This window comes from Pseudomonas sp. DL, from assembly GCF_047199225.1.
In the GTDB taxonomy this organism is placed as follows: domain Bacteria; phylum Pseudomonadota; class Gammaproteobacteria; order Pseudomonadales; family Pseudomonadaceae; genus Pseudomonas; species Pseudomonas aeruginosa.
Map to the genome: position 1 here is coordinate 1146110 of NZ_CP178323.1, position 25202 is coordinate 1171311.

Genomic DNA, 25202 nt, shown 5'->3' on the forward strand with positions numbered 1-25202 from the left:
GATTTCTTGACCGGAATCAAGCCCGCGCGCGGCTTACACCAGGTCGTTCTCCACCGCCCACACCGCGGCCTCGACCCGCGAACGCATGCCGAGCTTGTGCAGCACCCGCTTGACATGGACCTTCACCGTGCCTTCGGTGATGTCCAGCTTTCGCGCGATCATCTTGTTGCTGTAGCCGTGGGCGATCTGGCGGAGGATCTGCCGTTCGCGCTCGGTCAGCTCGTCGAGGCTCTTCGAGCGGTCGTCGCCCCGCAGGGCCTGGGCGAGGATCTGGGTCAACTGCGGGCTGAGGGTCATCTGTCCGGTGGCGGCCTGGCGGATGTGCTCGAGCAGGCGCTCCGGCTCCATGTCCTTGAGCAGGTAGCCGTCGGCGCCGGCGCGCAGGACGTTGACCACGTCGCCCTTGTCGTCGGACACGGTGAACACCACGATGCGCGCGTCGACTCCGGCCTCGCGCAACGCGCGCAGGGTGTCCAGGCCGTTCATGCCCTTCATGTTCAGGTCCAGCAGGATCATGTCCGGGTCCAGTTCGGCGGCCAGGCGCAGGGCTTCCTCGCCGCTGCCGGCCTCGCCGACCACGCTGAGGTCGTCTTCCAGTTCGAGCAACTGGGCGACGCCCTTGCGCATCATCGGATGGTCGTCCACCAGCAGCAGGCGAACCGGTTCGTCGGCGGTGGCTGGCATGTCCGTCATGGGGTCGGCTCCTTGGCGGCGGAGGGTTGCAGGGCGGTCGGCACGAAGCTGAAGAGCACTCGCGTGCCGTGGGGCGCGCGCGCTTCGAAGCGCAACTGGCTGCCGAGGGTCTGGCCGCGCTCCTGCATGATGGTAAGCCCATAATGGCCGCTGCGGTTCTGCTGCGGATCAAAGCCGACGCCATCGTCCTCGACGGCGATGCTCACCTGGCCGTCGGCCTGGCTGCTCAGGCGCACCCAGGCCCGTTGCGCCTGCGAATGGCGAACCACGTTGGAGAGCGCCTCGCGGACGATCTGCAGGACGTGGATTTCCTCGTTGGGGCTCAGCGGCACGTGTTGCAGGCGGTTGTCCAGTTCGATCGTCACCTCGCCGCGCTCGCCGAACTCGGCCACGGCGTTCCCCAGCGCGGCTTCCAGGCTCGGCTCGTCGAGGCTGAGGCGGAAGGTGGTGAGCAGTTCGCGCAGTTGCCGGTAGGCGCCGTTGAGGCCTTCGCGCAGTTCGTCGAGGGTGTCCTCGATCTTCTCCGCCGGCGCCTCGCGCTTGAGCAGGGTGCCCAGGCGGCTGACCTGGATCTTCAGGTAGGACAGCGACTGTGCCAGCGAATCGTGCAGTTCGCGGGCGATGGTGCCGCGCTCGGCGAACAGGGCCAGGCGGCTTTCCTGTTCCTGTTGCAGGGACAGGGCGAAGGTGCGGGCGATGTTGTCGCAGAAGGTCTCGATCAGTTGCTGCTGCCAGTTCTCCAGGCGGCCGCTGCGGCTTTCGATGAACAGTTCGCCGAAACGGTGGCCGGCGATGGACAGGGGCTGCATCAGCAATGGCTGGGCCAGGGACGAGGGTTGGTCGCAGGCGCTGGCCTGCTCGCGGCAGCTACCGCAGTCGCCCTGCAGGCAGAAGTCCGCCGGGCGCTCGGTGGTGGTCAGCGAACTGTAGGCGCGCTCGACCCCGTCCTTGTTCAGGCAGAGGGTCACGCGGCCGGCGTCGAGCACTTTCTCCAACTGGTTCAGCAGCGGTTGCAGGGTGCGGCTGTCGTAGGGGTTCTCGCCCAGCCGGCGGGCGCTGGCGTAGAGCAGTTCGAGGCGCTGGTGGCTCTGCGAGAGGGCGCGGGTCTTGTCCTCCACGCGCTCTTCCAGGTCGCCGTAGATGCTCTTCAGCTCGCCGGCCATCTGGTTGAAGCGCTCGCCCAGTTGCGCCAGTTCGTCCTCGCCGCTGTAGGTGACCCGCGCGTCCAGCTCGCCGCGGCCCAGGCGGCGGGCGGTGCTGGTGAGTTCGCGCAGCGGGCCGATGACGTGGTAGCTGAGGTCGTAGAGGGTGACGAACACCACCAGCAGGCTGAGGAACAGGCACAGGCCCTGCACCGTGCTGAGCAGTTGCGAGCGGCGCTCGGCCTTGGCCTGGAGGATGCCGACGAAACGGTCGATGTCGCCGACGTAGGCGTCCAGCACGGCGCGTCCGGGCAGCGCGCGCGGGTCCAGGCGCGCGAGGCCCTCGCGCAGCTCCTGGTGCAACTGGCGGATCGGGTCGTCGGCGTCCTGGCGTTGCAGCAGGCGGCGGATGTCGCCGCTGTCGAGGCGTTCGCCGAGGGTCCCGAGCAGCGCCTGGCGGCCTTCCAGGCTGGGCTCCAGGGCGACCCGGTAGGTGAGCATGCGCAACGAGCCGGCGTGGTTGATCACCGCGGCGTCCTGGTGCGTGTAGTCGGCGAAGAGCAGGGCGCTGAACATCCCGATCAGCGCCAGCGATACCAGCAGGGTGAGGTAGCAGCCGAAGCGGACTACCAGGGAGCGGCGCAGGATCGGCTTTCCGGCCCTGTCACTACCTCCAAAGAATCTGTCCCGCTGGTCAGCGTCCGGCGCGGTCGCCTTGTTCATGAGAAAAGCCTTTTAAAACAGTGAGTTGCGCAATAATTTCAGCCGTACCTCTTTCGAGGTAGGGGCGCGCATCTAGGCACGGAACGGCCGGTATTTCATTGATTCCTATCAAATTTGCATAGGAACACCTTCCCTAGGCTCTCGCTGAACGCTGTCCGTGCAGAGAGTTTAGCCATGGCTTCCCTACGTCAGAAACAGTACTCCGTCCTCGGCATGAGTACCTTGTCCTTCGCGGTGAATTTCGCCGTGTGGACGATGTTTTCGATCATCGGCATCCGCATCAAGGACGAGCTCGGCCTGAGCGAATCCCAGTTCGGCCTGATGGTCGCCCTGCCGATCCTCACCGGCTCCCTGGTGCGCCTGCCGCTGGGCCTGATCACCGACCGCTTCGGCGGCCGCATCGTGTTCTTCATCCACATGCTGCTGGTGGCCATCCCGATCTACGGCCTGGCCTTCGCCAGCCAGTACTGGCACTACCTGGTGCTCGGCCTGTTCGTCGGCCTGGCCGGCGGCTCCTTCGCGGTCGGCATCGCCTACACCTCGGCCTGGTTCGAGAAGGAGCGCCAGGGCACCGCGATGGGCATCTTCGGTGCTGGCAATGCCGGCGCGGCGATCACCAACCTGGTGGCGCCGATGATCGTGGTCGCCTTCGGCTGGCGCATGGTGCCGCAGGTCTACTCGGTAGCCATGCTGGTCACCGCCGTGCTGTTCTGGCTGTTCACCTGGACCGATCCGGCGCACCTCAAGGGTGCCGCCGAGGCCAGCCAGCGGCCGACCCTGGCCAAGCAACTGGCGCCGCTCGCCGAGCTGCGCGTCTGGCGCTTCGGCCTGTACTACTTCTTCGTCTTCGGCGGCTTCGTCGCCCTGGCCCTGTGGCTGCCGAAGTACTACATCGCCGAATACGGCCTGGACCTGAAGACCGCGTCCTTCATCACCATGCTGTTCACCCTGCCGTCCGGCCTGATCCGCGCCCTCGGTGGCTGGTTCAGCGACCACTACGGCGCGCGCTCGGTGAACTGGGGCGTGTTCTGGGTCTGCCTGGTGTGCCTGTTCTTCCTCTCCTACCCGCAGACCACCATGACCATCCACGGCATCCAGGGCGACCTCAGCCTGGGCATCGGCCTGAACGTCTGGCTGTTCACCTTCCTGGTGTTCGTCGTCGGCATTGCCCAGGGCTTCGGCAAGGCCAGCGTGTACCGGATCATCCACGACTACTACCCGAGCAACATGGGCACCGTCGGCGGCATGGTCGGGGTGATCGGCGGCCTCGGCGGCTTCTGCCTGCCGATCCTGTTCGGCTACGCCGCCGACCACATCGGCGTGCGCTCCTCCTGCTTCATGTTGCTGTTCGGCCTGACCGTGGTCTGCATGGTCTGGATGCACTACGCGATCAAGCAGCAACGCCGCATCGACGGCCAGGCCGCCTCGGCCGACGTCGACCTTCCTCCCACCCTTCCCACCCACTCCTGAGGAATGCCGTCATGGGCATGATCGCCAATAGCCAACTGAAAGCCGCACGGGGACCGCTGCTGCTCGACTGGCGCCCCGAGGACCCCGAGTTCTGGGCGCGCAACGGCAAGCGCATCGCCAGCCGCAACCTGTGGATCTCGATCCCCGCGCTGCTGCTCGCCTTCGCCGTGTGGATGATCTGGAGCACGGTGACTGTGCGCCTGAACAGCGCCGGCTTCGCCTTCAGCAACGACCAGCTGTTCCTGCTCGCGGCGCTGCCGTCGATCTCCGGCGCCACCCTGCGGGTGTTCTATTCGTTCATGGTGCCGATCTTCGGCGGTCGTCGCTGGACCGCCCTGAGCACCGCCTCGATGCTGATCCCGTGCATCTGGCTGGGCTTCGCCGTGCAGGACCCGAGCACCCCGTACTGGGTGTTCGCCCTGATCGCGCTGCTCTGCGGCTTCGGCGGCGGCAACTTCGCCTCGAGCATGTCCAATATCAGCTTCTTCTATCCGAAGAGCCAGCAGGGCACCGCCCTCGGCCTGAATGCCGGGCTCGGCAACCTCGGCGTCTCGGTGATGCAGTTCGCCGTGCCGCTGGCGGTGGCCGGCGGCCTGTTCGGCGCCTTCGGCGGCGAGCCGCAGCAGCTCGGCGACGGCGGTCGCCTGTGGCTGCAGAACGCCGGCTGGATCTGGGTGCCGTTCATCGCCGTGGTATCGGTCGCGGCCTGGTTCGGGATGAACGACATCGCCGACGCCAAGGCCTCGTTCCGCGACCAGGCGGTGATCTTCAAGCGCAAGCACAACTGGCTGATGTGCTGGCTGTACGTGGCCACCTTCGGCTCGTTCATCGGCTTCTCGGCCGGCTTCGCGATGCTCAGCAAGACCCAGTTCCCCGACGTCAACCCGCTGCAATACGCCTTCCTCGGTCCGCTGGTGGGCGCCCTCAGCCGGCCCCTGGGCGGCTGGCTGGCGGACAAGTTCGGCGGCGCGCGGATCACCCTGTGGAACTACGCGCTGATGATCGGCGGGGTGTTCGCGGTGATCGCCTTCCTGCCGGGCGACGGCGGCCAGGGCAACTTCTTCGGCTTCCTTGGCGCCTTCATCCTGCTGTTCTTCTTCGCCGGCATCGGCAACGGCTCCACCTTCCGCATGATCCCGGTGATCTTCCGCAACGAGTGGGCCCGGCGGGTGCGCGACGGCCAGGCCGACGAAGCCGGCGCGGCGCGCAACGCGAGCATGGAGTCGGCCGCGGTGATCGGCTTCTCCGCCGCCATCGGCGCCTTCGGCGGGTTCTTCATCCCGAAGGCGTTCGGCACCTCGCTGCACATGACCGGCAGCGCCGAGGGCGCCCTCTACGTGTTCATCGCCTACTACCTGAGCTGCATCGTCGCCACCTGGTGGTGGTACGCGCGCAAGGGTGCGGAGAGTCCCTGTTGAGTCCGTCGGCAGCAGCCCGCGGCAACCCCTGATTAGCGTTGTAACGCCCGGCACAGACCGGGTGAGGAGATCAAGATGAGTCACCTGCTCGACCGCCTGCAGTTCTTCAAGAAGAAGCAGGGCGAATTCGCCGATGGCCACGGCGAGACCAGCAACGAGAGCCGCGCCTGGGAAGGTGCCTACCGGCAGCGCTGGCAGCACGACAAGATCGTGCGCTCCACCCACGGGGTGAACTGCACCGGCTCCTGCTCCTGGAAGATCTACGTGAAGAACGGCCTGATCACCTGGGAAACCCAGCAGACCGACTACCCGCGCACCCGTCCGGACCTGCCCAACCACGAGCCGCGCGGCTGCCCGCGCGGGGCCAGCTATTCCTGGTACATCTACAGCGCCAACCGCCTGAAGTACCCGAAGGTGCGCAAGCCGTTGCTCAAGCTCTGGCGCGAGGCGCGGGCGCAGCACGGCGACCCGGTGAACGCCTGGGCCAGCATCGTCGAGGACGCCGCCAAGGCGAAGAGCTACAAGAGCCAGCGCGGCCTGGGCGGCTTCGTCCGTTCCAGCTGGGACGAGGTCACCGAGATCATCGCCGCGGCCAACGTCTACACCGCCAAGACCTACGGTCCGGACCGGGTGATCGGCTTCTCGCCGATCCCGGCCATGTCGATGGTCAGCTACGCCGCCGGCGCCCGCTACCTGTCGCTGATCGGCGGGGTCTGCCTGAGCTTCTACGACTGGTACTGCGACCTGCCGCCGGCCAGCCCGCAGATCTGGGGCGAGCAGACCGACGTGCCGGAGTCGGCCGACTGGTACAACTCCAGCTACATCATCGCCTGGGGCTCCAACGTGCCGCAGACGCGGACCCCGGACGCGCACTTCTTCACCGAGGTGCGCTACAAGGGCACCAAGACCGTCTCCATCACCCCGGACTATTCCGAGGTGGCCAAGCTCACCGACCTCTGGCTCAACCCCAAGCAGGGCACCGACGCCGCGCTGGGCATGGCCTTCGGTCACGTGATCCTGAAGGAGTTCCACCTCGACCGGCCGAGCGCCTACTTCGTCGACTACTGCCGCCAGTACACCGACATGCCGATGCTGGTGTTGCTGGAAGAACACGCCGGCGGCGCGTTCAAGCCGACCCGCTACCTGCGCGCCGCCGACCTGGCGGACAACCTCGGCCAGGACAACAACCCCGAGTGGAAGACCATCGCCTACGACGAGCGCAGCGGCGGGCTGGTCTCGCCCACCGGCGCCATCGGCTACCGCTGGGGCGAGTCTGGCAAGTGGAACATCGCCGAGCTGGACGGCAGGAGCGGTGACCAGACGCGCCTGCAACTGTCGCTGCTCGATGGCCCGGAACATGCCTGCGAGGTGGCCTTCCCGTACTTCGCCGGGCAGGAGCACCCGCACTTCAAGGGCGTCGCCAACGACGAGGTACTGCTGCGCCGGGTGCCGTTCCGCGAGATCGTCGCGGCGGACGGCAAGCGCCTGCGGGTGGCCACCGTCTATGACTTGCAGATGGCCAACTACAGCATCGACCGCGGCCTGGGCGGCGACAACGTGGCGACCTCCTACGAGGACGCCGACACGCCCTATACCCCGGCCTGGCAGGAGCGCATCACCGGCGTCCCGGCGGCGCGCGCGACGCAGGTCGCCCGCGAGTTCGCCGACAGCGCCGACAAGACCCGCGGCAAGGCGATGGTGATCATCGGCGCGGCGATGAACCACTGGTACCACATGGACATGAACTACCGCGCGGTCATCAACATGCTGATGATGTGCGGCTGCATCGGCCAGAGCGGCGGCGGCTGGGCGCACTATGTCGGCCAGGAGAAGCTGCGCCCGCAGACCGGCTGGGCGCCGCTGGCCTTCGGCCTGGACTGGAGCCGGCCGCCGCGGCAGATGAACGGCACCAGCTTCTTCTACCTGCACAGCTCGCAATGGCGCCACGAGAAGCTGTCGATGCACGAGGTGCTGTCGCCGCTGGCCGACGCCAGCCGCTTCGCCGAACACGCCCTGGACTACAACATCCAGGCCGAACGCCTCGGCTGGCTGCCGTCGGCGCCGCAACTGAACCGCAACCCGCTGCGCATCGCCGCCGAGGCCGAGGCCGCCGGCCTGCCGGTCGCCGACTATGTGGTGCGCGAACTGAAGAGCGGCGGCCTGCGCTTCGCCAGCGAATCGCCGGACGATCCGCAGAACTTCCCGCGCAACATGTTCATCTGGCGCTCCAACCTGCTGGGCTCCTCCGGCAAGGGGCACGAGTACATGCTCAAGTACCTGCTCGGGGCGAAGAACGGGGTGATGAACGATGACCTCGGCAAGGCCGGCGGTCCGCGTCCCACCGAGGTCGACTGGGTCGACGACGGTGCCGAGGGCAAGCTCGACCTGGTCACCACCCTGGACTTCCGCATGTCCTCCACCTGCATGTACTCGGACATCGTCCTGCCGACCGCTACCTGGTACGAGAAGGACGACCTCAACACCTCCGACATGCACCCCTTCATCCATCCGCTGTCGGCGGCCACCGATCCGGCCTGGGAAGCCAAGAGCGACTGGGAGATCTACAAGGCCATCGCCAAGAAGTTCTCCGCCGTCGCCGAAGGCCACCTCGGCGTGGAGCAGGACCTGGTCACGGTGCCGCTGCTGCATGACACCCCCACCGAGCTGGCGCAGCCGTTCGGCGGCGACGGCCATGACTGGAAGAAGGGCGAGTGCGAGCCGGTGCCGGGACGCAACCTGCCGACGCTGCACCTGGTCGAGCGCGACTACCCGAACGTCTACCGCAAGTTCACCTCGCTCGGTCCGCTGCTGGACAAGCTGGGCAACGGCGGCAAGGGCATCGGCTGGAACACCGAGAAGGAAGTGAAGCTGGTCGGCGACCTCAACCATCGCGTGGTCGAGAGCGGCGTCAGCCAGGGCCGGCCGCGTATCGACAGCGCCATCGACGCCGCCGAGGTGGTCCTCGCCCTGGCTCCGGAAACCAACGGCCAGGTCGCGGTCAAGGCCTGGGAAGCGCTGTCGAAGATCACCGGCCGCGAGCACGCCCACCTAGCGCTGCCCAAGGAAGACGAGAAGATCCGCTTCCGCGACATCCAGGTGCAGCCGCGCAAGATCATCTCCAGCCCGACCTGGTCCGGCCTCGAGGACGAGCACGTCAGCTACAACGCCGGCTACACCAATGTCCACGAGCTGATCCCGTGGCGCACCATCACCGGTCGCCAGCAGTTCTACCAGGACCACCCGTGGATGCAGGCGTTCGGCGAAGGCTTCGTCAGCTACCGGCCGCCGGTCAACACCCGGACCACCGAGAAACTGTTGAACAGGAAGCCCAACGGCAACCCGGAGATCACCCTGAACTGGATCACCCCGCACCAGAAATGGGGCATCCACTCCACCTACAGCGACAACCTGCTGATGCTCACCCTGTCGCGCGGCGGTCCGATCATCTGGCTCAGCGAGCACGACGCGGCCAAGGCCGGGATCGTCGATAACGACTGGGTCGAGGTGTTCAACGCCAACGGCGCGGCGACCTGCCGCGCGGTGGTCAGCCAGCGGGTCAAGGACGGCATGGTGATGATGTACCACGCCCAGGAACGCATCGTGAACGTACCCGGCAGCGAGACCACCGGCACCCGTGGCGGCCACCACAACTCGGTGACCCGCGTGGTGCTCAAGCCGACCCACATGATCGGCGGCTACGCCCAGCAGGCCTGGGGCTTCAACTACTACGGCACGGTCGGCTGCAACCGCGACGAGTTCGTCGTGGTGCGCAAGATGAGCAAGGTCGACTGGCTGGACGAACCCCGCCACGGCGGACTCGGCGGCGACGCCCTGCCGCGACCGCTGCCCCAGGACATTTGAGGAGAGACGCCATGAAAATTCGTTCGCAAGTCGGCATGGTGCTGAACCTCGACAAATGCATCGGTTGCCACACCTGCTCGATCACCTGCAAGAACGTCTGGACCAGCCGCGAAGGCATGGAGTACGCCTGGTTCAACAACGTCGAGACCAAGCCCGGGATCGGCTACCCGAAGGAATGGGAAAACCAGGAGAAGTGGAAGGGCGGCTGGGTGCGCGCGGCAGACGGTTCGATCCGCCCGCGCATCGGCGGCAAGTTCCGCGTGCTGGCGAACATCTTCGCCAACCCGGACCTGCCCGAGATCGACGACTACTACGAACCGTTCGACTTCGACTACCAGCACCTGCATACCGCGCCCAAGGCCGAGCACCAGCCGGTGGCGCGCCCGCGCTCGCTGGTCTCCGGGCAGCGCATGGAGAAGATCGAGTGGGGCCCGAACTGGGAGGAGATCCTCGGCACCGAGTTCGCCAAGCGGCGCAAGGACAAGAACTTCGACCAGGTCCAGGCGGACATCTACGGTGAGTACGAGAACACCTTCATGATGTACCTGCCGCGCCTCTGCGAGCACTGCCTGAACCCGGCGTGCGTGGCGTCCTGCCCGAGCGGGGCGATCTACAAGCGCGAGGAGGACGGCATCGTCCTGATCGACCAGGACAAGTGCCGCGGCTGGCGGATGTGCATCTCCGGCTGCCCGTACAAGAAGATCTACTTCAACTGGAAGAGCGGCAAGTCCGAGAAGTGCATCTTCTGCTACCCGCGCATCGAGGCCGGCCAGCCCACCGTCTGCTCGGAGACCTGCGTCGGGCGCATCCGCTACCTCGGCGTGCTGCTCTACGACGCCGACCGCATCCACGAAGTGGCCAGTTGCGAGAACGAGCGCGAGCTGTACGAGAAGCAACTGGAGATCTTCCTCGATCCGTTCGACCCGGCGGTGATCGCCCAGGCGCGCAAGGACGGGGTGGCCGACAGCGTCATCGAGGCGGCGCAGAAGTCGCCGGTGTACAAGCTGGCGATGGACTGGAAGCTGGCCCTGCCGCTGCACCCGGAATACCGCACGCTGCCGATGGTCTGGTACGTGCCGCCGCTGTCGCCGATCCAGAACGCCGCCACCGAGGGGCACATCGGCAGCGACGGGGTGATCCCGGACGTCGAGTCGCTGCGCATCCCCGTGCAGTACCTGGCCAACCTGCTCACCGCCGGCGACACCGCGCCGGTGCTGCTGGCGCTCAAGCGCCTGCTGGCGATGCGCGCCTACAAGCGCGCCGAGCACGTCGAAGGCCGCCAGGACCTGGAGGTGCTGGCCAAGGTCGGGTTGAGCGTGGAGCAGGTGGAGGAGATGTACCGCTACCTGGCCATCGCCAACTACGAGGATCGCTTCGTGATCCCCAGCGCGCACCGCGAGGAAGCGCTTTCCGATGCCTTCGCCGAGCGTTCCGGCTGCGGCTTCAGCTTCGGCAACGGCTGTTCCGGCGGCAGCAACTCCGCCGTCAACCTGTTCGGCGGCAAGCCGACCAACCGCCGCGACGTGATCCAGGTCGTGCAGATCCAGGAGTGAGCGCCATGAACGATCACAGCCAACTGTTCCGCCTGCTCGCCCTGCTACTCGACTATCCACGCGCCGAGCTGCGCGAGGAGAGCCTCGGCCTGCATGCGCTGATCCGCACCTGCGAACTGCCGGAAGCGCTGCGCGACGGCCTCGCGGCGCTGCTCAACGAGCTCTGCCAGGGCGACCTGCTGGACGTCCAGGCGCGCTACGACGGTCTCTTCGAGCGCGGCCGCTCGGTCTCGCTGCTGCTCTTCGAGCACGTCCACGGCGAGAGCCGCGACCGTGGCCAGGCGATGGTCGACCTGCTCGACCGCTATACCGGGGCCGGCCTGCAGATCGACGTACCGGAGCTGCCGGACTACCTGCCGCTGTACCTCGAATACCTGTCGCTGCTGCCGTTCGCGGCGGCCAGCGAAGGGCTCGCCGAAGTGGCGCACATCCTCGGCCTGCTGGCGCTGCGCCTGGAGGAACGCGGCAGCGCCTATGCGGCGATTTTCGAGGCGTTGCTGGAACTCGGCGGCGAGCGCCCGGACCTCGGCGCGTTGCGTCGCGACCAGGCCCAGGAACAGCGCGACGACAGCCTGGAGGCCATCGACCGGGCCTGGGAGGAAACCCCGGTGAGCTTCACCGACCCCGCCGGCGGTTGCCCGTCGAGCAGCGGCCGCCGTCCAACGGCTTCCACCGAACAACCATTGCAATGGGTCGCCCAGCCGGTACCGCAGATGCAGTACCGCGCGGCCCGCGAAGGAGTCTGAGCATGTCGACCAATCTTCTGTTCTTCGGGATCTATCCCTATGTCGCGCTGCTGATCTGCCTGGTCGGCAGCTGGGCGCGCTTCGACCTCTCGCAGTACACCTGGAAGGCCGGTTCCAGCCAGATGCTCAGCAAGAAGGGCATGCGGGTATACAGCAACCTGTTCCACGTCGGCGTGCTGTTCATCCTCGCCGGCCACTTCGTCGGCCTGCTGACCCCGGCCTCGGTCTACCACCACCTGATCAGCACCGAGAGCAAGCAACTGCTGGCGATGGTCTCCGGCGGCTTCTTCGGCGTGCTCTGCTTCATCGGCCTGAGCGGACTGATCCTGCGCCGCCTGACCGACGCACGGGTGCGCGCCACCGGCAACGCCTCCGACCTGATGATCCTGCTGGTGCTCTACGCCCAGCTGATCCTCGGCCTCTCCACCATCGTCGCCTCGACCCATCACATGGATGGCTCGGTGATGGTGATGCTCGCCGACTGGGCCCAGGCCATCGTCACCCTGCGTCCGCTGGCGGCGGCCGAGGCCATCGCGCCGGTGGGCCTGGTCTACAAGCTGCACGTCGGCCTGGGCCTTACCCTGTTCGTGCTGTTCCCCTTCACCCGCCTGGTGCACATCGTCAGCGCGCCGGTGTGGTACCTGGGCCGGCGCTACCAGATCGTGCGTCAGAAACGTCCTGCCTGAACCCTGGGCGGCCGGCGCATCCGGCGCCGGCCCGCCGAACCGAGGTGATCGATCATGAGTTGCTCCCACTACGAAGAACGCGTCGAGAAGGTCGAACTGCCGCAACTGAAGGTCAACGGCGTGGCCATCGGTGAAGACCTGCTGGCTCGCGAGCTGCAATACCACCCGGCGGACAGCTACGCGCTGGCGCTGGAGGCCGCCTGCCGTGCGCTGATCGTCCGCCAGTTGCTCCTGCAACGGGCCGACGCGCTGGGCATCGAGGCCCGCTGCGAAGACGGCGAGACGCCGGAGGAAGCGCGCATCCGCCAATTGCTGGAGGAAGAGGTGCAGGTCCCGGAAGCCGACGAAGACGCCTGCCGGACCTGGTACGCGGCCAATCCGGGGCGCCTGCTCGGCCCCTGGCGCCTGCAATTGCGCCATGTGCTGCTGGCCTGCGCGCCGGACGACCTGGAAGGCCGCGAGACGGCGCGCAAGCAGGCCGCGGAGCTGCTCGACGAGTTGCGCGGGCATCCCGAGCGCTTCGTCGACCTGGCCCGGCGTTTCTCCGCCTGTCCGTCGAAGGAGGCGGGCGGCGACCTCGGCTGGATCGAGCCGGGGCAGACCGTCCCCGAATTCGAGAAGCGCCTGCTGCGCCGCGCGCCCGGGCTGCTCGAGCATCCGCTGGAAAGCCGCTATGGCCTGCATGTGGTGGAACTGCTGGCGCGCGAAGGCGGCGAGCCGCTCGACTTCGACGCGGCCCGCGCACAGATCGCCGCGCACCTGCAAGCGCAGGTGTTGCAGCGAGCGGTGGGACAGTACATCGGCGTGCTGGCGGGAGACGCCTGTATCGAGGGCTTCGCCTTCGAGGGTGCGGATGGGGCGCTGGTGCAATAGCCTTCGGCGCCGATGTTTCCCTCTCCCTCCCGAAGATCAAACGGAGTACCCAGGACATGACCGACTGGATCGATGGCCAAGGCCGACAGATCGACTACCTGCGCCTGTCGGTCACCGACCGTTGCGACTTCCGCTGTGTCTACTGCATGGCCGAGGACATGCGCTTCCTGCCGCGCCAGCAGGTGCTGACCCTGGAGGAGATCGAGCGGGTCGCCCGGCTGTTCGTCGCCGGCGGTGTGCGCAAGCTGCGCCTGACCGGCGGCGAGCCGCTGGTGCGGCCCGGCATCGTCGGCCTGTGCGAGCGCCTGGCGGCACTGCCGGGGTTGCGCGAACTGTGCATGACCAGCAACGGCTCGCAACTGGTGCGCTACGCCCGGCCGTTGTACGACGCCGGCCTGTCGCGTCTCAACATCAGCCTCGATACCCTCGATCCGCTGCGCTTCCGGGCGATCACCCGCAACGGCGAGCTGGACAAGGTGCTGGCCGGCATCGACGCCGCCCAGGCCGCCGGTTTCCGCCGGATCAAGCTGAACGCGGTGGTGATGAAGGGGCGCAACGCCGATGAGGTGCCGGCGCTGGTGGACTTCGCCATCGCCCGCGGCCTGGATATCAGCTTCATCGAGGAGATGCCGCTTGGCCAGGTCGGCCGCGAACGTGGCGAGAGCTTCTGCTCCAGCGACGAAGTACGCGCGCTGATCGCCCAGCGCCACGCCTTGCTCGACAGCGCCGAGCAGAGCGGCGGGCCGGCGCGCTACGTGCGCCTGGTCGAGCATCCGCAGACACGTATCGGCTTCATCTCGCCGCACTCGCACAACTTCTGCGCCACCTGCAACCGCCTGCGCCTGACCGTCGAGGGCCGCCTGCTGCTGTGCCTCGGCCACGAGCATTCGCTCGACCTGCGCGCGCTGCTGCGCCGCCACCCACTGCACGACGGACCGTTGCTGGAAGCGATCGGCGAGGCGCTCCAGCGCAAGCCGGCGCGCCATGAATTCAGCGCCGCCGGCGAGGTGCAGGTGCTGCGCTTCATGAACATGAGCGGCGGCTGAGGCGACTCGGGGCGCCTCCAGCGGGCCTTCGCCAGCGGCCAGGGCGAGGCCGCTCTTCTGGTAGGCCAGCAGGGTCTCGTCGCCGGTCTCGCTGCTGTACAGCTCGCCCCCGGAAAACATCACGGCATAACCGTCGCAGGAACTGCGTGCGATCACCTAGCTGCGCCGCGCGTCCGGGTGGCCGGGCATGTCCAGCCCGACCGGGTCCCGTACGTCGCTCAGGCACCCTTCGGTACTCGCGCTCGGCGCCGACCTGGGCGCGCTAGCTGGCGGAGCGCGGCTTGCGACGGGTAGCGAAGCCTCTCAAGGGCGTTGACGAAACGAAAAAATCCCCGCGGCATGAGCGTGACGCGGGGATCCAGGCGTAAATAGAGCCTTAACCGTGATAGCTGAAATGGAGCAAGGGGTGATGTCTGCGTAGCGGAACACCTCGCGGGGTGGCTGTGTATGGCTCAAGACTAAGTCCCGCGGGCCGGCGGGCCTATTCCTCGAAGGAGGTAAGGAGGGGTAGCGGAGGAGGGATGGCGATTGACGATGTATACTTTTTGGTCCAGATTGGACGAAAAGTATAAAGGCGGATCACCGTCTGTTTCCTGCCCGGGCCGCGGGCGCACCTTCGTCACCCCTGGAGTCGTCCATGATCAAGTCGCTGAACACCAAGAACCTGCTGGGAGGCCTGCTGCTCGGCGTGCTCGCCAGCGGATCCGCCGTCGCCGCCGATGGCAACCTGCGGATCGGCATCGAGGCCGCCTACCCGCCGTTTTCCTTCAAGACCGCCGAAGGCGAACTGGCCGGCTTCGACTACGACATCGGCAACGCGCTGTGCGCGCAGATGCAGGTGAAGTGCCAGTGGATCGAGCAGGAGTACGATGGCCTGATTCCCTCGCTGAAAGTTCGCAAGATAGACGCCGCGCTGTCCTCCATCACCATCACCGAGGAACGCCGGCGCTCGGTGGACTTCACCCACAAGTACTACTTCACGCCGGGCCGCCTGGTGATGAAGGAAGGCGCCCAGCTCGACGACAGCTTCAGCCAGTTGGCCGGCAAGCGCATCGGCGTGCAGCGCGGCGCTACCGCCGACCGCTTCGCCAGTGCGGTGCTGGCCAAGGCCGGTGCCGAAGTGGTGCGCTACACCAGCCAGGACGAGATCTACCTGGACCTGGTGGCCGGCCGCCTCGACGCCACCTTCGCCGACTCCATCCCGCTGCAGACCGGCTTCCTCGATACCCCGCGCGGCAAGGGCTACGCCTTCGTCGGGCCGGAGTTCAAGGACCCGAAATACTTCGGCGAGGGCGCCGGGATCGCGGTGCGCAAGGGGGACGCCGAGCTGGTCGGCAAGCTCAACGCGGCGATCGACGCGATTCGTGCCGACGGGACCTACAAGCGCATCGAGGGCAAGTACTTCAAGAGCGACATCTACGGCGACTGACCGCTCGCCGGCGGCGGCTGCCGTCAGTCGCCGCCTTCCTTCAGCTCCTTGAGGTGCTTGTAGACCGTCGCCCGGCCCATGTTCAGCACGTTGGCCACATAGTTGGCCGCGCTCTTGCCCTTGAACGCGCCCTCGGCGTGCAGGGCCAGGACCAGTTCGCGCTTGTGCTCGCGGGTCAGCAGGTTCAAGCCGAGCTGGCGCTGCCGCAGCCAGCCGTGCAGGAAGGTGTTGATGCGCTCCTGCCAGTCGTCGCGGAACAGCGCGTCCGGTTGCGGGATCAGCTTGCTCGGCGAGAGGAACAGGTCGAGTGCCGCCTTGGCGCTCTCGAACAGGCTGATGTTCAGGTTGATGCACAGCACCGCCAGCGGCTGGCCGGCGGAGTCGCGCAGCACGGTGCTGACCGAGCGGATCTTCTGCCCGTCCCAGTTGAGCTTCTCGTAGGGACCGATGTTGCGCTCGTCGCTATCGCCTTCGAGCATGTCTTCCAGCGCCGAGTCGTCGCCGACCTCGCGCTTGGACAGGTTGTTGGCGATGTAGTCGACCCGCTGGCTGCGCAGGTCGTGCAGGACCACTTCGGCGTGGGGAAAGAACAGGGTGGCGATGCCGTCGGCGATCGCCCGGTAGTTCTCCAGGCTGGGGTCTTGGCTCGGGCTCATGCGCAGGAACTCTCGTGGGACGACGGGCGAGGCGAGTGTGCCGCAAACCCGCCGCCGGGTCATCAGGGGGACAGGCGGCGCGGCGACAGCATCGCCTCGTCCAGGCCGTGCTCGCGCAGGTGCGCCGGCAGCGGCTGGTGGCGGATCAGCGCGGCGCTGGCCTCGCCCATCGCCGCCGAGGTCTGGATACCGTAGCCGCCCTGGGCGGCGACCCAGAAGAAGCCTTCCGCATCGGCGGCGTAGCCGGCCACCAGGTCGCCGTCGGCGACGAACGAGCGCAGCCCTGCCCAGGTGTGTTCCGGGCGGCGAATGGTGAGGGTGGTGGCTTCTTCGATCAGGTACATGCCGGTGGCGATGTCCAGTTGCTCGGGCTGCACGTCGTGGGCCTCGACCGGATCGGCGTTGGCCGGCGAGCCGAGCAGCATGCCGGCGTCCGGCTTCAGGTAGAAGGATTCGTCGAGGCTGACCAGCATCGGCCAGTCGTGGCAGTCGATGCCCGGCGGCGGGGCGAAGATGAAGGCCGAGCGGCGCTTGGGCTGCAGGCCCAGTGGGCGGACGCCGGCCAGCCCGGCGATGGCGTCGCACCAGGCGCCTGCGGCGTTGACCAGCACCGCCGCGCGGTAGCTGCCGGCGTCGCAGCGGACTTCCCAGGCGCCGTCGACCCGGCGGATCTCCAGCGCTTCGTGGTTGCACAGGACCTGCCCCTGGTTGCGGCGGATGCCGCGCAGGTAGCCCTGGTGCAGGGCGTCGGTATCGATGTCGGCGCCGGTGGGGTCGTAGGTGGCGCCGAAGACCTTGTCGCGACGCAGCACCGGCACGATCGAGCAGGCCTGTTCCGCGTCCAGCAGGCGCATCTGCGGCACCAGCGCCTTGCCGCTTTCGTATTGACGGCGGAGTTCTTCCGGATCGTCGCTGAAGTCGACCACCATTTCCGGACGCGGGCTGAGCAGCGGATGCTCGCAGAAGCCGGCCGGCGGGTTGTCGAAGAAGGCCCGGCTGGCGGCGGTGAGCGCGCGCACCTGGGGTGTGCCGTAGGCCACCGTGTAGTGCGCGGCGGAGCGGCCGGTGGAGTGGTAGCCGGGCTGCGCCTCGCGCTCCAGCACCACGACCCGGCCGTGGGCCGACAGCCAGTAGCCGGTGGATGCGCCGGCGATGCCGGCACCGATGACGAGGTAATCCGCTTCGATCATGCTGCTCTCCTGCATCGCGCGATCAGCCTGCCTGGCGCAGGCGGTAGAGGGCGTTGGCCAGGGCTACGTCTTCCAGGCCCAGGCCGATCGAGCGGAAGAACGCCGGGCGCCGGTATTCCGGACGTGGCGCCTGGCCGCTGAGCAGTTCGGCGAGGTCGCCGCGGATCGCCTCGGGGCTCCAGCCATGCTGTTCGGCGGCGATCAGCATCTCGCCGGCGGAGCCTGGGGTGGTGTGCCGGTAGTCGCAATAGACGTCCATGGCCGCCAGGCTTTCCGCCGGTACCTCATGGGCGCGGGGCGCGTTGGTGCTGATCGAGGTGACCAACGCCGGGCGCTTGAGTTGGCGCGGGTCGATCACTGCTCGGGCCGAGGAGGTGCAGAGCAGGATCACATCGGCTTCGTCCAGCGCTTCCTCCAGGCTGCCGGCGGCTTCGGCGCGCGCGTCGATGGCGCGCAGGCTTTGCAGGCGGCGCTCGTCCAGGCTCGGCGAATGGACTCGCACGCCCTGCCAGTCACGCAGGCCCTTCACGTATTGCAGGTGGGCATGGGCCACCGGTCCGCTGCCGATCAGCGCCAGGCGGCCGGCCTCGGTCGGAGCCAGGGCATCCACCGCCACCGCGGTGGTGGCGGCGGTGCGCGCGGTGGTCAGCCGGGCGGCATCGCAGAGCAGCAAGGGCTGGCCGGTCTGCATCGACATCAGCAGGGTCCAGGCGGTGACCAACGGGCCCTGTTCGCGGACGATGTAGGGCGAAGTCTTGACCCCGTAGACCTGTTCCTGGGCGAGCACGCCGAGGTAGTTGATGAAGTCGCCGCGACCGGCGGGGAACTCCACCAGTTGCTGGGCCGGCTGGAGCGCCTGGCCGGCGGCCAGGTCGAGGAACAGCTGGCGCATGGCCTGGAGGACGTCGATACGGGCGAGTAGTTGCTCGGCTTCGGCCTGCTGGACGATCAGGGGAGTGGCGGCGCTCATGCGATCTCCGGAATGGATGTAAACAATTTGTCCATTCTGGACTTTAAGGTATTGTCGGGCAAGCGCCGACCCGCCTCGATGACCGACGGCGGCACCTGCGTGTCGCAGAAACGAAAAAGGCGAAGCCGGATGGCTTCGCCTTTTTTTCTCCACGCCTGCGTTCAGTGCTTGCGCGGTACCGGCTTGAGCAGTTCGGCCGGCGGCATCTCGCAGGTGATCTTGCGGCCCAGCAGTTCTTCGATCGGCGGCAGGGCGAAGGCATCGTCCTCGCCGGCGAAGCTGATCGAGGTGCCCGAGGCGCCGGCGCGGCCGGTACGACCGATACGGTGCACGTAGTCGTCCGGGTCTTCCGGCAGGGTGAAGTTGATCACATGGCTGATGCCGTCGATGTGGATGCCGCGGCCGGCCACGTCGGTTGCCACCAGGACGCGGATCTTGCCTTCGCGGAAGCCTTCCAGGGTGCGGATGCGCTTGTGCTGCGGCACGTCGCCGGACATCTGGGCGGCGCTGATGCCGTCCTTGGTCAGGCGTTCCTCGATGCGGCGGACTTCGTCCTTGCGGTTGGCGAAGACCATCACCCGTTCCCAGTTGTTCTGTGCCACCAGGTTGTACAGCAGCTTGTACTTGTCGCTGCCGGCCACGGCGTAGACATGCTGCTCGACGGTGTCGCTGGCGACGTTCTCCGGCTCGATCTCGACGATCGCCGGATCGACGGTCCACTGCTTGGCGAGGTTCATCACGTCGTCGGTGAAGGTCGCCGAGAACAGCAGGGTCTGGCGTTCGCCCTTGTGCGGGGTCTGCCGGATGATCTGCCGGACCTGCGGGATGAAGCCCATGTCGAGCATGCGGTCGGCTTCGTCGAGGACCATCACCTCGACCATGTCCAGGTGCACCTCGCCGCGCTGGTTGAAGTCCAGCAGACGGCCTGGGGTGGCTACCAGGATGTCGCAGAAGCGCGCTTCCAGCTGCTTGAGTTGCTTGTCGAAGTCCATGCCGCCGACGAAGGTCATCACGTTCAGCCCGGTGTACTTGGTCAGCGCCGCGGCGTCCTTGGCGATCTGTACCACCAGTTCGCGGGTCGGGGCGATGATCAGCGCGCGCGGCTCGCCCATGTAGCGCTCTTTCGGCGGCGGGGTCTGCAGCAACTGGGTGATGATCGAGATGAGGAACGCGGCGGTCTTGCCGGTGCCGGTCTGGGCGCGGCCGATAGCGTCCTGGCCGCGCAGGGTGAAGCCCAGTACCTGCGCCTGGATCGGGGTGCAGTAGGGGAAGCCGAGGTCATGGATGGCGTGCATCAGGCTCGGGGCGAGGTTGAAGTCGTGGAAGCGGGTCTTGCCTTCCTGCGGTTCGACCACGAAGTCTTCCAGCTTCCAGTTGTCCACCGGCTTCGGTTTGCGTTCGCGGCGCGGCTTGTCGCTGCGCGGCTTGGCGTCCCGGCCTTCTTTGGCGGCGGGTTTGGCGGGCTTTTCGCCTTTCTCGGCCTTTTCAGCGGCGCGCGGGGCGCCGGACTCGTTGTCGGCGCGCGGGGGGCGCGGTTTGCGTGGGCGTTTCTCGGTCGGCTTTTCGCCGGTGGGGGCGGTACCTTTCGCGGTAGCGCCGGCAGGGCCTTGCGGGACCGGGGAGGAACCGCTCTGCGGCTGGGTTCCGTCGGCCTTGCCGAAGATTTTCTTGAGTGCTTTGAGCACGGCGATCTCGTAGTGGTTAAGGAATGAACGGGCGCCAGTGTAAAGCATGTTGCCAGCGGGGAGAAATCCATGCTTGGCCGGCGCCCTCCAGCCCTGGCCGGACGGGGCCTGGAGGGGGCTGCGCGAAGCGCCCGGGGCAGCCTTCGGGAGGACTCGTGCGCGCGACCGGCGGCGCGCTACAAAAAGACAACGGTAGGGCGACGACGGGGGTGGCATCTTCGGGACGGTGCCGGAGCGATCCGGCGAGTGTCCGCCCACTCACCAACGGAAGAACAAGAAAACCATGAATCCGTCCCCATCGATCGTCGGGCTGAGCGATATCGAAGCCCTGGAACGCGTGCCGCTGGAACAGCGCGACCTGCCGTCCAGCACCTACGAACTGTTGCAACGCTCGGCCCAGCGCCACGGCCAGCGTATCGCCCTGAGCTGCCTGCTGCATGGCAGCGCCGCCGAAGAACCGTTGCGGATCAGCTATGCCGAGCTGTTCGCCCGCGTCACCCAGACCGCGAACGCCTTGCACCGGCTGGGCCTGGAAAGCCACCAGGCGGTGTCCTTCCTGCTGCCCAACCTGCCGCAGACCCACTACGTGATCTGGGGCGGCGAGGCTGCCGGGATCGTCAATGCGATCAACCCGCTGCTGGAGCCGGAGCACATCGCCGAGCTGATCCGCGCCTCCAACACCCGGGTGCTGGTGACCCTGGCGCCGTTCCCCGGCACCGACCTGTGGCAGAAGGTCGCCGGCCTGCGCGCGCAGTTGCCGGATCTGTACGCGATCGTCGTGGTCGATCCGGCCAACCTGTTACCGGCGCCGCAGCGCGAGGCGCTCAAGGCCCAGCGCGGGCCGCTGCCGGAGGGCGTGCTGGACTTCGATACGCTGATCGCCGACTGCCCGGCAGACCGCCTGGAGAGCGGACGGGCGATCCATCCGGACGACGTCGCTTCCTATTTCCACACCGGCGGCACCACCGGCACGCCGAAGCTGGCGCCGCACAGCCACTTCAACGAGGTGGCGATGGCCGAGATCATGGGCCTGAACGCCGACTACGGGGTGGACGACGTGCTGCTCTGCGGCCTGCCGCTGTTCCACGTCAACGGCGTGATGGTTACCGGCCTGGCGCCCTTCCATCGCGGCGCCCAGGTGCTCCTGGCCGGGCCCCAGGGCTACCGCAATCCGACCCTGATCCAGGACTTCTGGAAGCTGGTGGAACGCTACCGGGTCACCAGCTTCAGTGGAGTGCCGACCATCTACGCGGCGTTGCTGCAGGTCCCCAGCGATGGCCGCGACCTGTCCAGCCTGCGTTTCGCCCTGTGCGGCGCGGCGCCGATGCCGGTGGAGCTGATCCGCCAGTTCGAGGCGCGTACCGGGCTCAAGGTGATCGAGGGCTACGGCCTCACCGAAGGTACCTGCGGCACCAGTTGCAACCCGCGTGGCGGCGAGCGCCGGCCGGGTTCGATCGGCCTGCGCCTGCCGTACTGCCAGGTGAAGGTCGCGGTGCTCGACGGCGAGGGCAATTACCTGCGCGATGCCGCGCCGAACGAGGTGGGCAACCTCTGCCTGAAGGGCCCGACGGTGTTCAAGGGCTACCTGCAACAGGACCGGAACCGCGATATCTGGATCGGCGATGGCTGGTTCAATACCGGCGACCTCGGTCGTATCGACGAGGACGGCTACATCTGGCTCACCGGGCGCAGCAAGGACCTGATCATTCGCGGTGGCCACAACATCGACCCACAGATGATCGAAGAAGCGCTGCACCGGCATCCGGCCGTGGCCCTGGCGGCGGCGGTGGGCAAGCCGGACGCCAAGGCCGGCGAGCTGCCGGTGGCGTATATCCAGCTCAAGCCCGGCGCCAGCGCCAGCGAGGAAGAGCTGCTGGAGCACGCCAGCCGCCACGTACCGGAGCGCGCGGCGGTGCCCAAGGATATCTGGCTGATCGAGAGCATGCCGGTCACCGCGGTGGGCAAGACCTTCAAGCCGGCGCTGCGCCTGGACGCGATCCGCCGGGTGCTGGAGGAGGAAAGCCGGAGGATCGCCGAGGATATCCGCGTGGAGGTGGTCGCCGACGAGCGCCACGGCCAGCTCGCCCACCTGCACGTTCCCGCGCTTGACGAAAGACGCCAGGCGGCGCTGGAAGAGCTGCTCGGCGGCTACGCGCTGAACTACCGGCTGCACGCCGTCTGAGAGAAGCTCCGGGCGTCAGAGGCGCTTGCGCAGCCAGGCGCCGATGTCGTGGATTTCCTCCAGGGACACCTCGTGGCCCATCGGGTAGTCGTGCCAGCCCACCTCCACGCCCTGCGCCTGCAAGGCGTCATGGGCCGCGCGGCCAAGCGCCGGGTCGACCACGTCGTCCTGGCTGCCGTGCAGGTGCAGGACCGGAATCCGCTTGTGGCGCTCGTCCAGCGCCAGGTCGTCGAAGGTCGGCGCGTAGGTGGATAGCGCCAGCACCCCGCCGAGCGGCTGGGCGTAGCGGCGGAAGGCGGTATGCAGGACCACCGCGCCGCCCTGCGAGAAACCGGCGAGGATGATCCGCTCGGCGGCGATGCCCTTGGCGCGCTGTTCATCGATGAGAGCGATGACCTGGTCGGCGGAGGCGTTCAACTGGTCTTCGTCGATGGCCCGCGCCGGACTGAAGGCAAGGATGTCGTACCAGCTCGGCATGACCCAGCCGCCATTGACCGTCACCGCCTGGCTCGGCGCCTGGGGGAGGATGAAGCGGGTGCTCGGCAGGACCATCTGCAGGGCTTCGGCCACCGGTTTGAAGTCGGTACGGTCGGCGCCCAGGCCGTGCAGCCAGATGATACAGGCGTCGGCATTCGGGGCATCGAGGATCAGGGGTTCGCTCATGACGGCTCCAGGCAGGGGGCATATGCGTTCGGAATGGGAGGACCATTCGACAACAGGCGCTTTCCCGCTCGCAAGTCGGCCAGATTGTCGCAGATCATGCATTCGCCAATTTCCCGCGGATGCGCTTTGCTAAGGGAAGTGCGCCGGGTACGCCGTTCGTCGCCCGCCGCCGTCGCGCCGCCGGCTACCTCTGCCGGTGCCGCGGCGCTTGCGGTTACAGTGCGGCGACCGGCCCGGGAAGCGACCGGCGCGGGGCCGGCGGTTCACCCAGGGGCGGCGAAGGGAGTGGCGAACAGATGACAATAATGAAAGGTACCTGGCTGCTGCTGGCCGCTGTCTGCCTCGGCGCCAGCGCCACGGCCGAGGCCGGTGCGACGCTGGATGCGGTGAAGCGCAAGGGCTACGTGCAGTGCGGCGTCAGCGACGGCCTGCCGGGGTTCTCCTACGCCGACGCCAAGGGCCGTTTCAAGGGGCTCGACGTCGACATCTGCCGGGCGCTGGCCGCCGCGCTGTTCGGCGATGCCGAGAAGGTGCGCTTCACCCCGCTGTCCGCCACCGAGCGGTTTTCGGCGTTGCAGTCCGGCACGGTCGACCTGCTGTCGCGCAACACCTCATGGACCAGCTCGCGGGATACCGCGCTGGGCATCCACTTCACCGGCGTCACCTATTTCGACGGCCAGGGCTTCCTGGTCAATCGCAAGCTCGGCGTGTCCAGCGCCCGCGAACTGAAGGACGCGACGGTGTGCATCCAGTCCGGCACCACCAACGAGCTGAACGTGGCGGACTACTTCCGGGCCCACGGCATCCGTTACAAGGCGGTGCTCGACGACAGCTACGAGAAGAGCGCCCGTGCCCTGGAGGCGGGGCAGTGCGACGTGCTCAGCTCCGACCAGTCGCAGCTCTACGCCCAGCGCCTGAAGCTGGCCAAGCCGGAGCAGTACGTGGTGCTGCCGGAAGTGATCTCCAAGGAGCCGCTCGGCCCGGCCGTGCGGCAGGGCGACGAAGCCTGGTTCAACATCGTTCGCTGGACCCTGTACGGCCTGCTCAACGCGGAGGAGCTGGGGGTCACCTCGAGCAACGTCGAGCGCCAGGCCAGGGACAGCCGCAACCCGGACGTCGCCCGCCTGCTCGGCAGCGAGGGCGACGCCGGCAAGGACTTGCAACTGCCGCGCGACTGGGTGGTGCAGATGGTGCGCCAGGTCGGCAACTATGGCGAGATCTTCGCCCGCAACGTCGGCGACGGCAGCCCGCTGAAGATGCCGCGCGGCCTCAACGCGCAATGGAATCTCGGCGGCCTGCACTATGCGCCGCCGATTCGCTGACCGGCGGGGCTGGCTGAACTCTCGCCAGCACCGACAATCCGATAACAGACAGACGCACCGGTGCCGGTGCACTATAGAGCGACGCGTCATGCCGAACACCGAACAAGAGAAATGCCCGTGAACCTATCGATGACTCCCATCAACAAAGCCAAGGCCTGGGGCGTCCACGCCGTCACCGCCAGTGGCGTGATCCTGGCCTTGCTGGCCCTGCTCGCGCTGGTCGACAACAAACCCCAGGCCTGCCTGCTCTGGCTCGGCCTGGCCCTGCTGGTGGACGGCCTCGACGGCACCCTGGCGCGCAAGTACGAAGTCAAGGAAATGCTGCCGCATTTCGACGGCTCGGTGCTCGACCTGGTGATCGACTACCTGACCTACGTGTTCATCCCGGCCATCTTCATCTACCGCTACATCCCCCTGCCGGAGCATTTCGAGCTGCTGGCGGTGGGCGTGATCCTGGTTTCATCGCTGTTCTGCTTCTGCAACGTCAACATGAAGAGCACCGATAACTACTTCGTCGGCTTCCCGGCCGCCTGGAACGTGGTGGCGGTGTACTTCTACGTGCTCGACCTGCACCCCTGGGTCAACCTCGCCACGGTGCTGGTGCTGGCTGCCCTGACCCTGACCCGGATGAAGTTCCTCCACCCGTTCCGCGTGCGCCAGTTCATGCCGCTGAACATCGCCGTGACTTTCGTCTGGCTGATCAGCAGCGGTCTGCTGATCGTTCAGCAGCCGGCCGACCTGCCGATCCTGCTCGGCCTGTGGTTCGCCGCCTCGGCCTATTTCGTCGGTATCTGCCTCTGGCGCAGCGCCCGCGAGTGGTTCGGCTGAAACGACCCGGCACGACGGCGTTCCCGCCTGGGGACGCCTGGCAAGTCCCTATCATCGCAAGGAACC

At 67.3% G+C, this 25202-nt stretch carries 19 protein-coding genes; 12 read left to right on the forward strand and 7 right to left on the reverse strand.

Annotation, left to right across the window (positions count from 1 at the left end; all coding sequences use genetic code 11):
* Positions 1-33 precede the first annotated feature (33 nt).
* Both narL and narX read right to left on the reverse strand, forming a co-directional pair.
* On the reverse strand, positions 34-693 hold the full coding sequence (gene narL / locus ACI766_RS05365; RefSeq protein WP_003092968.1) for a two-component system response regulator NarL: 660 nt from the start codon (positions 691-693) through the stop codon (positions 34-36).
* Entirely contained in the window at positions 690-2558 is a 1869-nt protein-coding gene (narX, locus tag ACI766_RS05370; protein WP_003105296.1) for a two-component system sensor histidine kinase NarX, read from the reverse strand. Before narX ends, narL begins: the two co-directional genes overlap by 4 nt.
* 174 nt (positions 2559-2732) lie before the next feature.
* Here narX and ACI766_RS05375 point away from each other — a divergent pair, with 174 nt between their 5' ends.
* The 9 genes from ACI766_RS05375 to ACI766_RS05415 all read left to right on the forward strand — a co-directional run bounded on the left by ACI766_RS05375 (position 2733) and on the right by ACI766_RS05415 (position 15640).
* Positions 2733-4028, forward strand: coding sequence for a nitrate/nitrite transporter (locus ACI766_RS05375; RefSeq protein ID WP_003105298.1), 1296 nt, complete (start codon positions 2733-2735; stop codon positions 4026-4028).
* A gap of 11 nt (positions 4029-4039) precedes the next feature.
* Positions 4040-5446, forward strand: a complete 1407-nt coding sequence (gene narK2 / locus ACI766_RS05380) for a nitrate/nitrite transporter NarK2 (protein WP_023087017.1) — start codon at positions 4040-4042, stop codon at positions 5444-5446.
* Positions 5447-5521: 75 nt separating this feature from the next.
* The gene (locus tag ACI766_RS05385) at positions 5522-9307 is read left to right on the forward strand and encodes a nitrate reductase subunit alpha (RefSeq protein ID WP_023087018.1); all 3786 of its coding nucleotides are present in this window, start codon (positions 5522-5524) and stop codon (positions 9305-9307) included.
* 11 nt (positions 9308-9318) lie between these two features.
* Entirely contained in the window at positions 9319-10860 is a 1542-nt protein-coding gene (narH, locus tag ACI766_RS05390) for a nitrate reductase subunit beta (protein WP_023087019.1), read from the forward strand.
* 5 nt (positions 10861-10865) lie between these two features.
* Positions 10866-11606 (forward strand): nitrate reductase molybdenum cofactor assembly chaperone, encoded by a 741-nt coding sequence (gene narJ / locus ACI766_RS05395; protein ID WP_003092956.1) that lies wholly within the window; start codon positions 10866-10868, stop codon positions 11604-11606.
* A gap of 2 nt (positions 11607-11608) precedes the next feature.
* The gene (narI, locus tag ACI766_RS05400) at positions 11609-12292 is read left to right on the forward strand and encodes a respiratory nitrate reductase subunit gamma (RefSeq protein WP_012613641.1); all 684 of its coding nucleotides are present in this window, start codon (positions 11609-11611) and stop codon (positions 12290-12292) included.
* Between the two features lie 54 nt (positions 12293-12346).
* Complete coding sequence (locus ACI766_RS05405) at positions 12347-13165, forward strand: peptidylprolyl isomerase (protein ID WP_003092951.1); 819 nt, start codon at positions 12347-12349, stop codon at positions 13163-13165.
* A 56-nt stretch (positions 13166-13221) separates the two neighbouring features.
* Positions 13222-14211: a GTP 3',8-cyclase MoaA gene (gene moaA / locus ACI766_RS05410; protein ID WP_003092949.1), complete on the forward strand. Its 990-nt coding sequence runs from the start codon at positions 13222-13224 to the stop codon at positions 14209-14211.
* 637 nt (positions 14212-14848) lie between these two features.
* On the forward strand, positions 14849-15640 hold the full coding sequence (locus ACI766_RS05415) for an ABC transporter substrate-binding protein (RefSeq protein WP_003118292.1): 792 nt from the start codon (positions 14849-14851) through the stop codon (positions 15638-15640).
* Between the two features lie 23 nt (positions 15641-15663).
* Here ACI766_RS05415 and dauR read toward each other — a convergent pair whose 3' ends face one another.
* The 4 genes from dauR to rhlB form a co-directional block, all read right to left on the reverse strand.
* Positions 15664-16296, reverse strand: a complete 633-nt coding sequence (dauR, locus tag ACI766_RS05420) for a transcriptional regulator DauR (RefSeq protein WP_003113779.1) — start codon at positions 16294-16296, stop codon at positions 15664-15666.
* Positions 16297-16358: 62 nt separating this feature from the next.
* Positions 16359-17486, reverse strand: coding sequence for an FAD-dependent catabolic D-arginine dehydrogenase DauA (dauA, locus tag ACI766_RS05425; protein ID WP_003122058.1), 1128 nt, complete (start codon positions 17484-17486; stop codon positions 16359-16361).
* A 22-nt stretch (positions 17487-17508) separates the two neighbouring features.
* Positions 17509-18456, reverse strand: coding sequence for an NAD(P)H-dependent anabolic L-arginine dehydrogenase DauB (gene dauB / locus ACI766_RS05430; RefSeq protein WP_016562232.1), 948 nt, complete (start codon positions 18454-18456; stop codon positions 17509-17511).
* 161 nt (positions 18457-18617) lie between these two features.
* On the reverse strand, positions 18618-20141 hold the full coding sequence (rhlB, locus tag ACI766_RS05435; RefSeq protein WP_003158777.1) for an ATP-dependent RNA helicase RhlB: 1524 nt from the start codon (positions 20139-20141) through the stop codon (positions 18618-18620).
* 283 nt (positions 20142-20424) lie between these two features.
* Here rhlB and ACI766_RS05440 point away from each other — a divergent pair, with 283 nt between their 5' ends.
* Entirely contained in the window at positions 20425-22323 is a 1899-nt protein-coding gene (locus ACI766_RS05440) for an acyl-CoA synthetase (RefSeq protein WP_023085954.1), read from the forward strand.
* A 15-nt stretch (positions 22324-22338) separates the two neighbouring features.
* Here the strand turns inward: ACI766_RS05440 and ACI766_RS05445 are convergent, their stop codons facing one another.
* On the reverse strand, positions 22339-22986 hold the full coding sequence (locus tag ACI766_RS05445) for an alpha/beta hydrolase (RefSeq protein WP_003105021.1): 648 nt from the start codon (positions 22984-22986) through the stop codon (positions 22339-22341).
* Positions 22987-23282: 296 nt separating this feature from the next.
* On the opposite strand from ACI766_RS05445, the gene ACI766_RS05450 reads away from it, so the two are divergent.
* Complete coding sequence (locus ACI766_RS05450) at positions 23283-24308, forward strand: amino acid ABC transporter substrate-binding protein (RefSeq protein WP_003119272.1); 1026 nt, start codon at positions 23283-23285, stop codon at positions 24306-24308.
* 111 nt (positions 24309-24419) lie between these two features.
* Positions 24420-25136: a phosphatidylcholine synthase gene (gene pcsA, locus ACI766_RS05455; RefSeq protein ID WP_003105024.1), complete on the forward strand. Its 717-nt coding sequence runs from the start codon at positions 24420-24422 to the stop codon at positions 25134-25136.
* Positions 25137-25202: the final 66 nt, after the last annotated feature.

Bases quoted from the DNA above. Each gene is read 5' to 3' on its own strand.
- ACI766_RS05405 (WP_003092951.1), top strand. From the start codon at position 12,347: ATGAGTTGCTCCCACTACGAAGAACGCGTCGAGAAGGTCGAACTGCCG.
- ACI766_RS05375 (WP_003105298.1), top strand. From the start codon at position 2,733: ATGGCTTCCCTACGTCAGAAACAGTACTCCGTCCTCGGCATGAGTACC.
- narK2 (WP_023087017.1), top strand. From the start codon at position 4,040: ATGGGCATGATCGCCAATAGCCAACTGAAAGCCGCACGGGGACCGCTG.
- ACI766_RS05440 (WP_023085954.1), top strand. From the start codon at position 20,425: ATGAATCCGTCCCCATCGATCGTCGGGCTGAGCGATATCGAAGCCCTG.
- moaA (WP_003092949.1), top strand. From the start codon at position 13,222: ATGACCGACTGGATCGATGGCCAAGGCCGACAGATCGACTACCTGCGC.
- narL (WP_003092968.1), bottom strand. From the start codon at position 693: ATGACGGACATGCCAGCCACCGCCGACGAACCGGTTCGCCTGCTGCTG.
- narX (WP_003105296.1), bottom strand. From the start codon at position 2,558: ATGAACAAGGCGACCGCGCCGGACGCTGACCAGCGGGACAGATTCTTT.
- ACI766_RS05445 (WP_003105021.1), bottom strand. From the start codon at position 22,986: ATGAGCGAACCCCTGATCCTCGATGCCCCGAATGCCGACGCCTGTATC.
- narI (WP_012613641.1), top strand. From the start codon at position 11,609: ATGTCGACCAATCTTCTGTTCTTCGGGATCTATCCCTATGTCGCGCTG.
- narJ (WP_003092956.1), top strand. From the start codon at position 10,866: ATGAACGATCACAGCCAACTGTTCCGCCTGCTCGCCCTGCTACTCGAC.
- ACI766_RS05450 (WP_003119272.1), top strand. From the start codon at position 23,283: ATGACAATAATGAAAGGTACCTGGCTGCTGCTGGCCGCTGTCTGCCTC.
- narH (WP_023087019.1), top strand. From the start codon at position 9,319: ATGAAAATTCGTTCGCAAGTCGGCATGGTGCTGAACCTCGACAAATGC.
- ACI766_RS05415 (WP_003118292.1), top strand. From the start codon at position 14,849: ATGATCAAGTCGCTGAACACCAAGAACCTGCTGGGAGGCCTGCTGCTC.
- dauB (WP_016562232.1), bottom strand. From the start codon at position 18,456: ATGAGCGCCGCCACTCCCCTGATCGTCCAGCAGGCCGAAGCCGAGCAA.
- pcsA (WP_003105024.1), top strand. From the start codon at position 24,420: ATGCCCGTGAACCTATCGATGACTCCCATCAACAAAGCCAAGGCCTGG.
- dauR (WP_003113779.1), bottom strand. From the start codon at position 16,296: ATGAGCCCGAGCCAAGACCCCAGCCTGGAGAACTACCGGGCGATCGCC.
- ACI766_RS05385 (WP_023087018.1), top strand. From the start codon at position 5,522: ATGAGTCACCTGCTCGACCGCCTGCAGTTCTTCAAGAAGAAGCAGGGC.
- dauA (WP_003122058.1), bottom strand. From the start codon at position 17,486: ATGATCGAAGCGGATTACCTCGTCATCGGTGCCGGCATCGCCGGCGCA.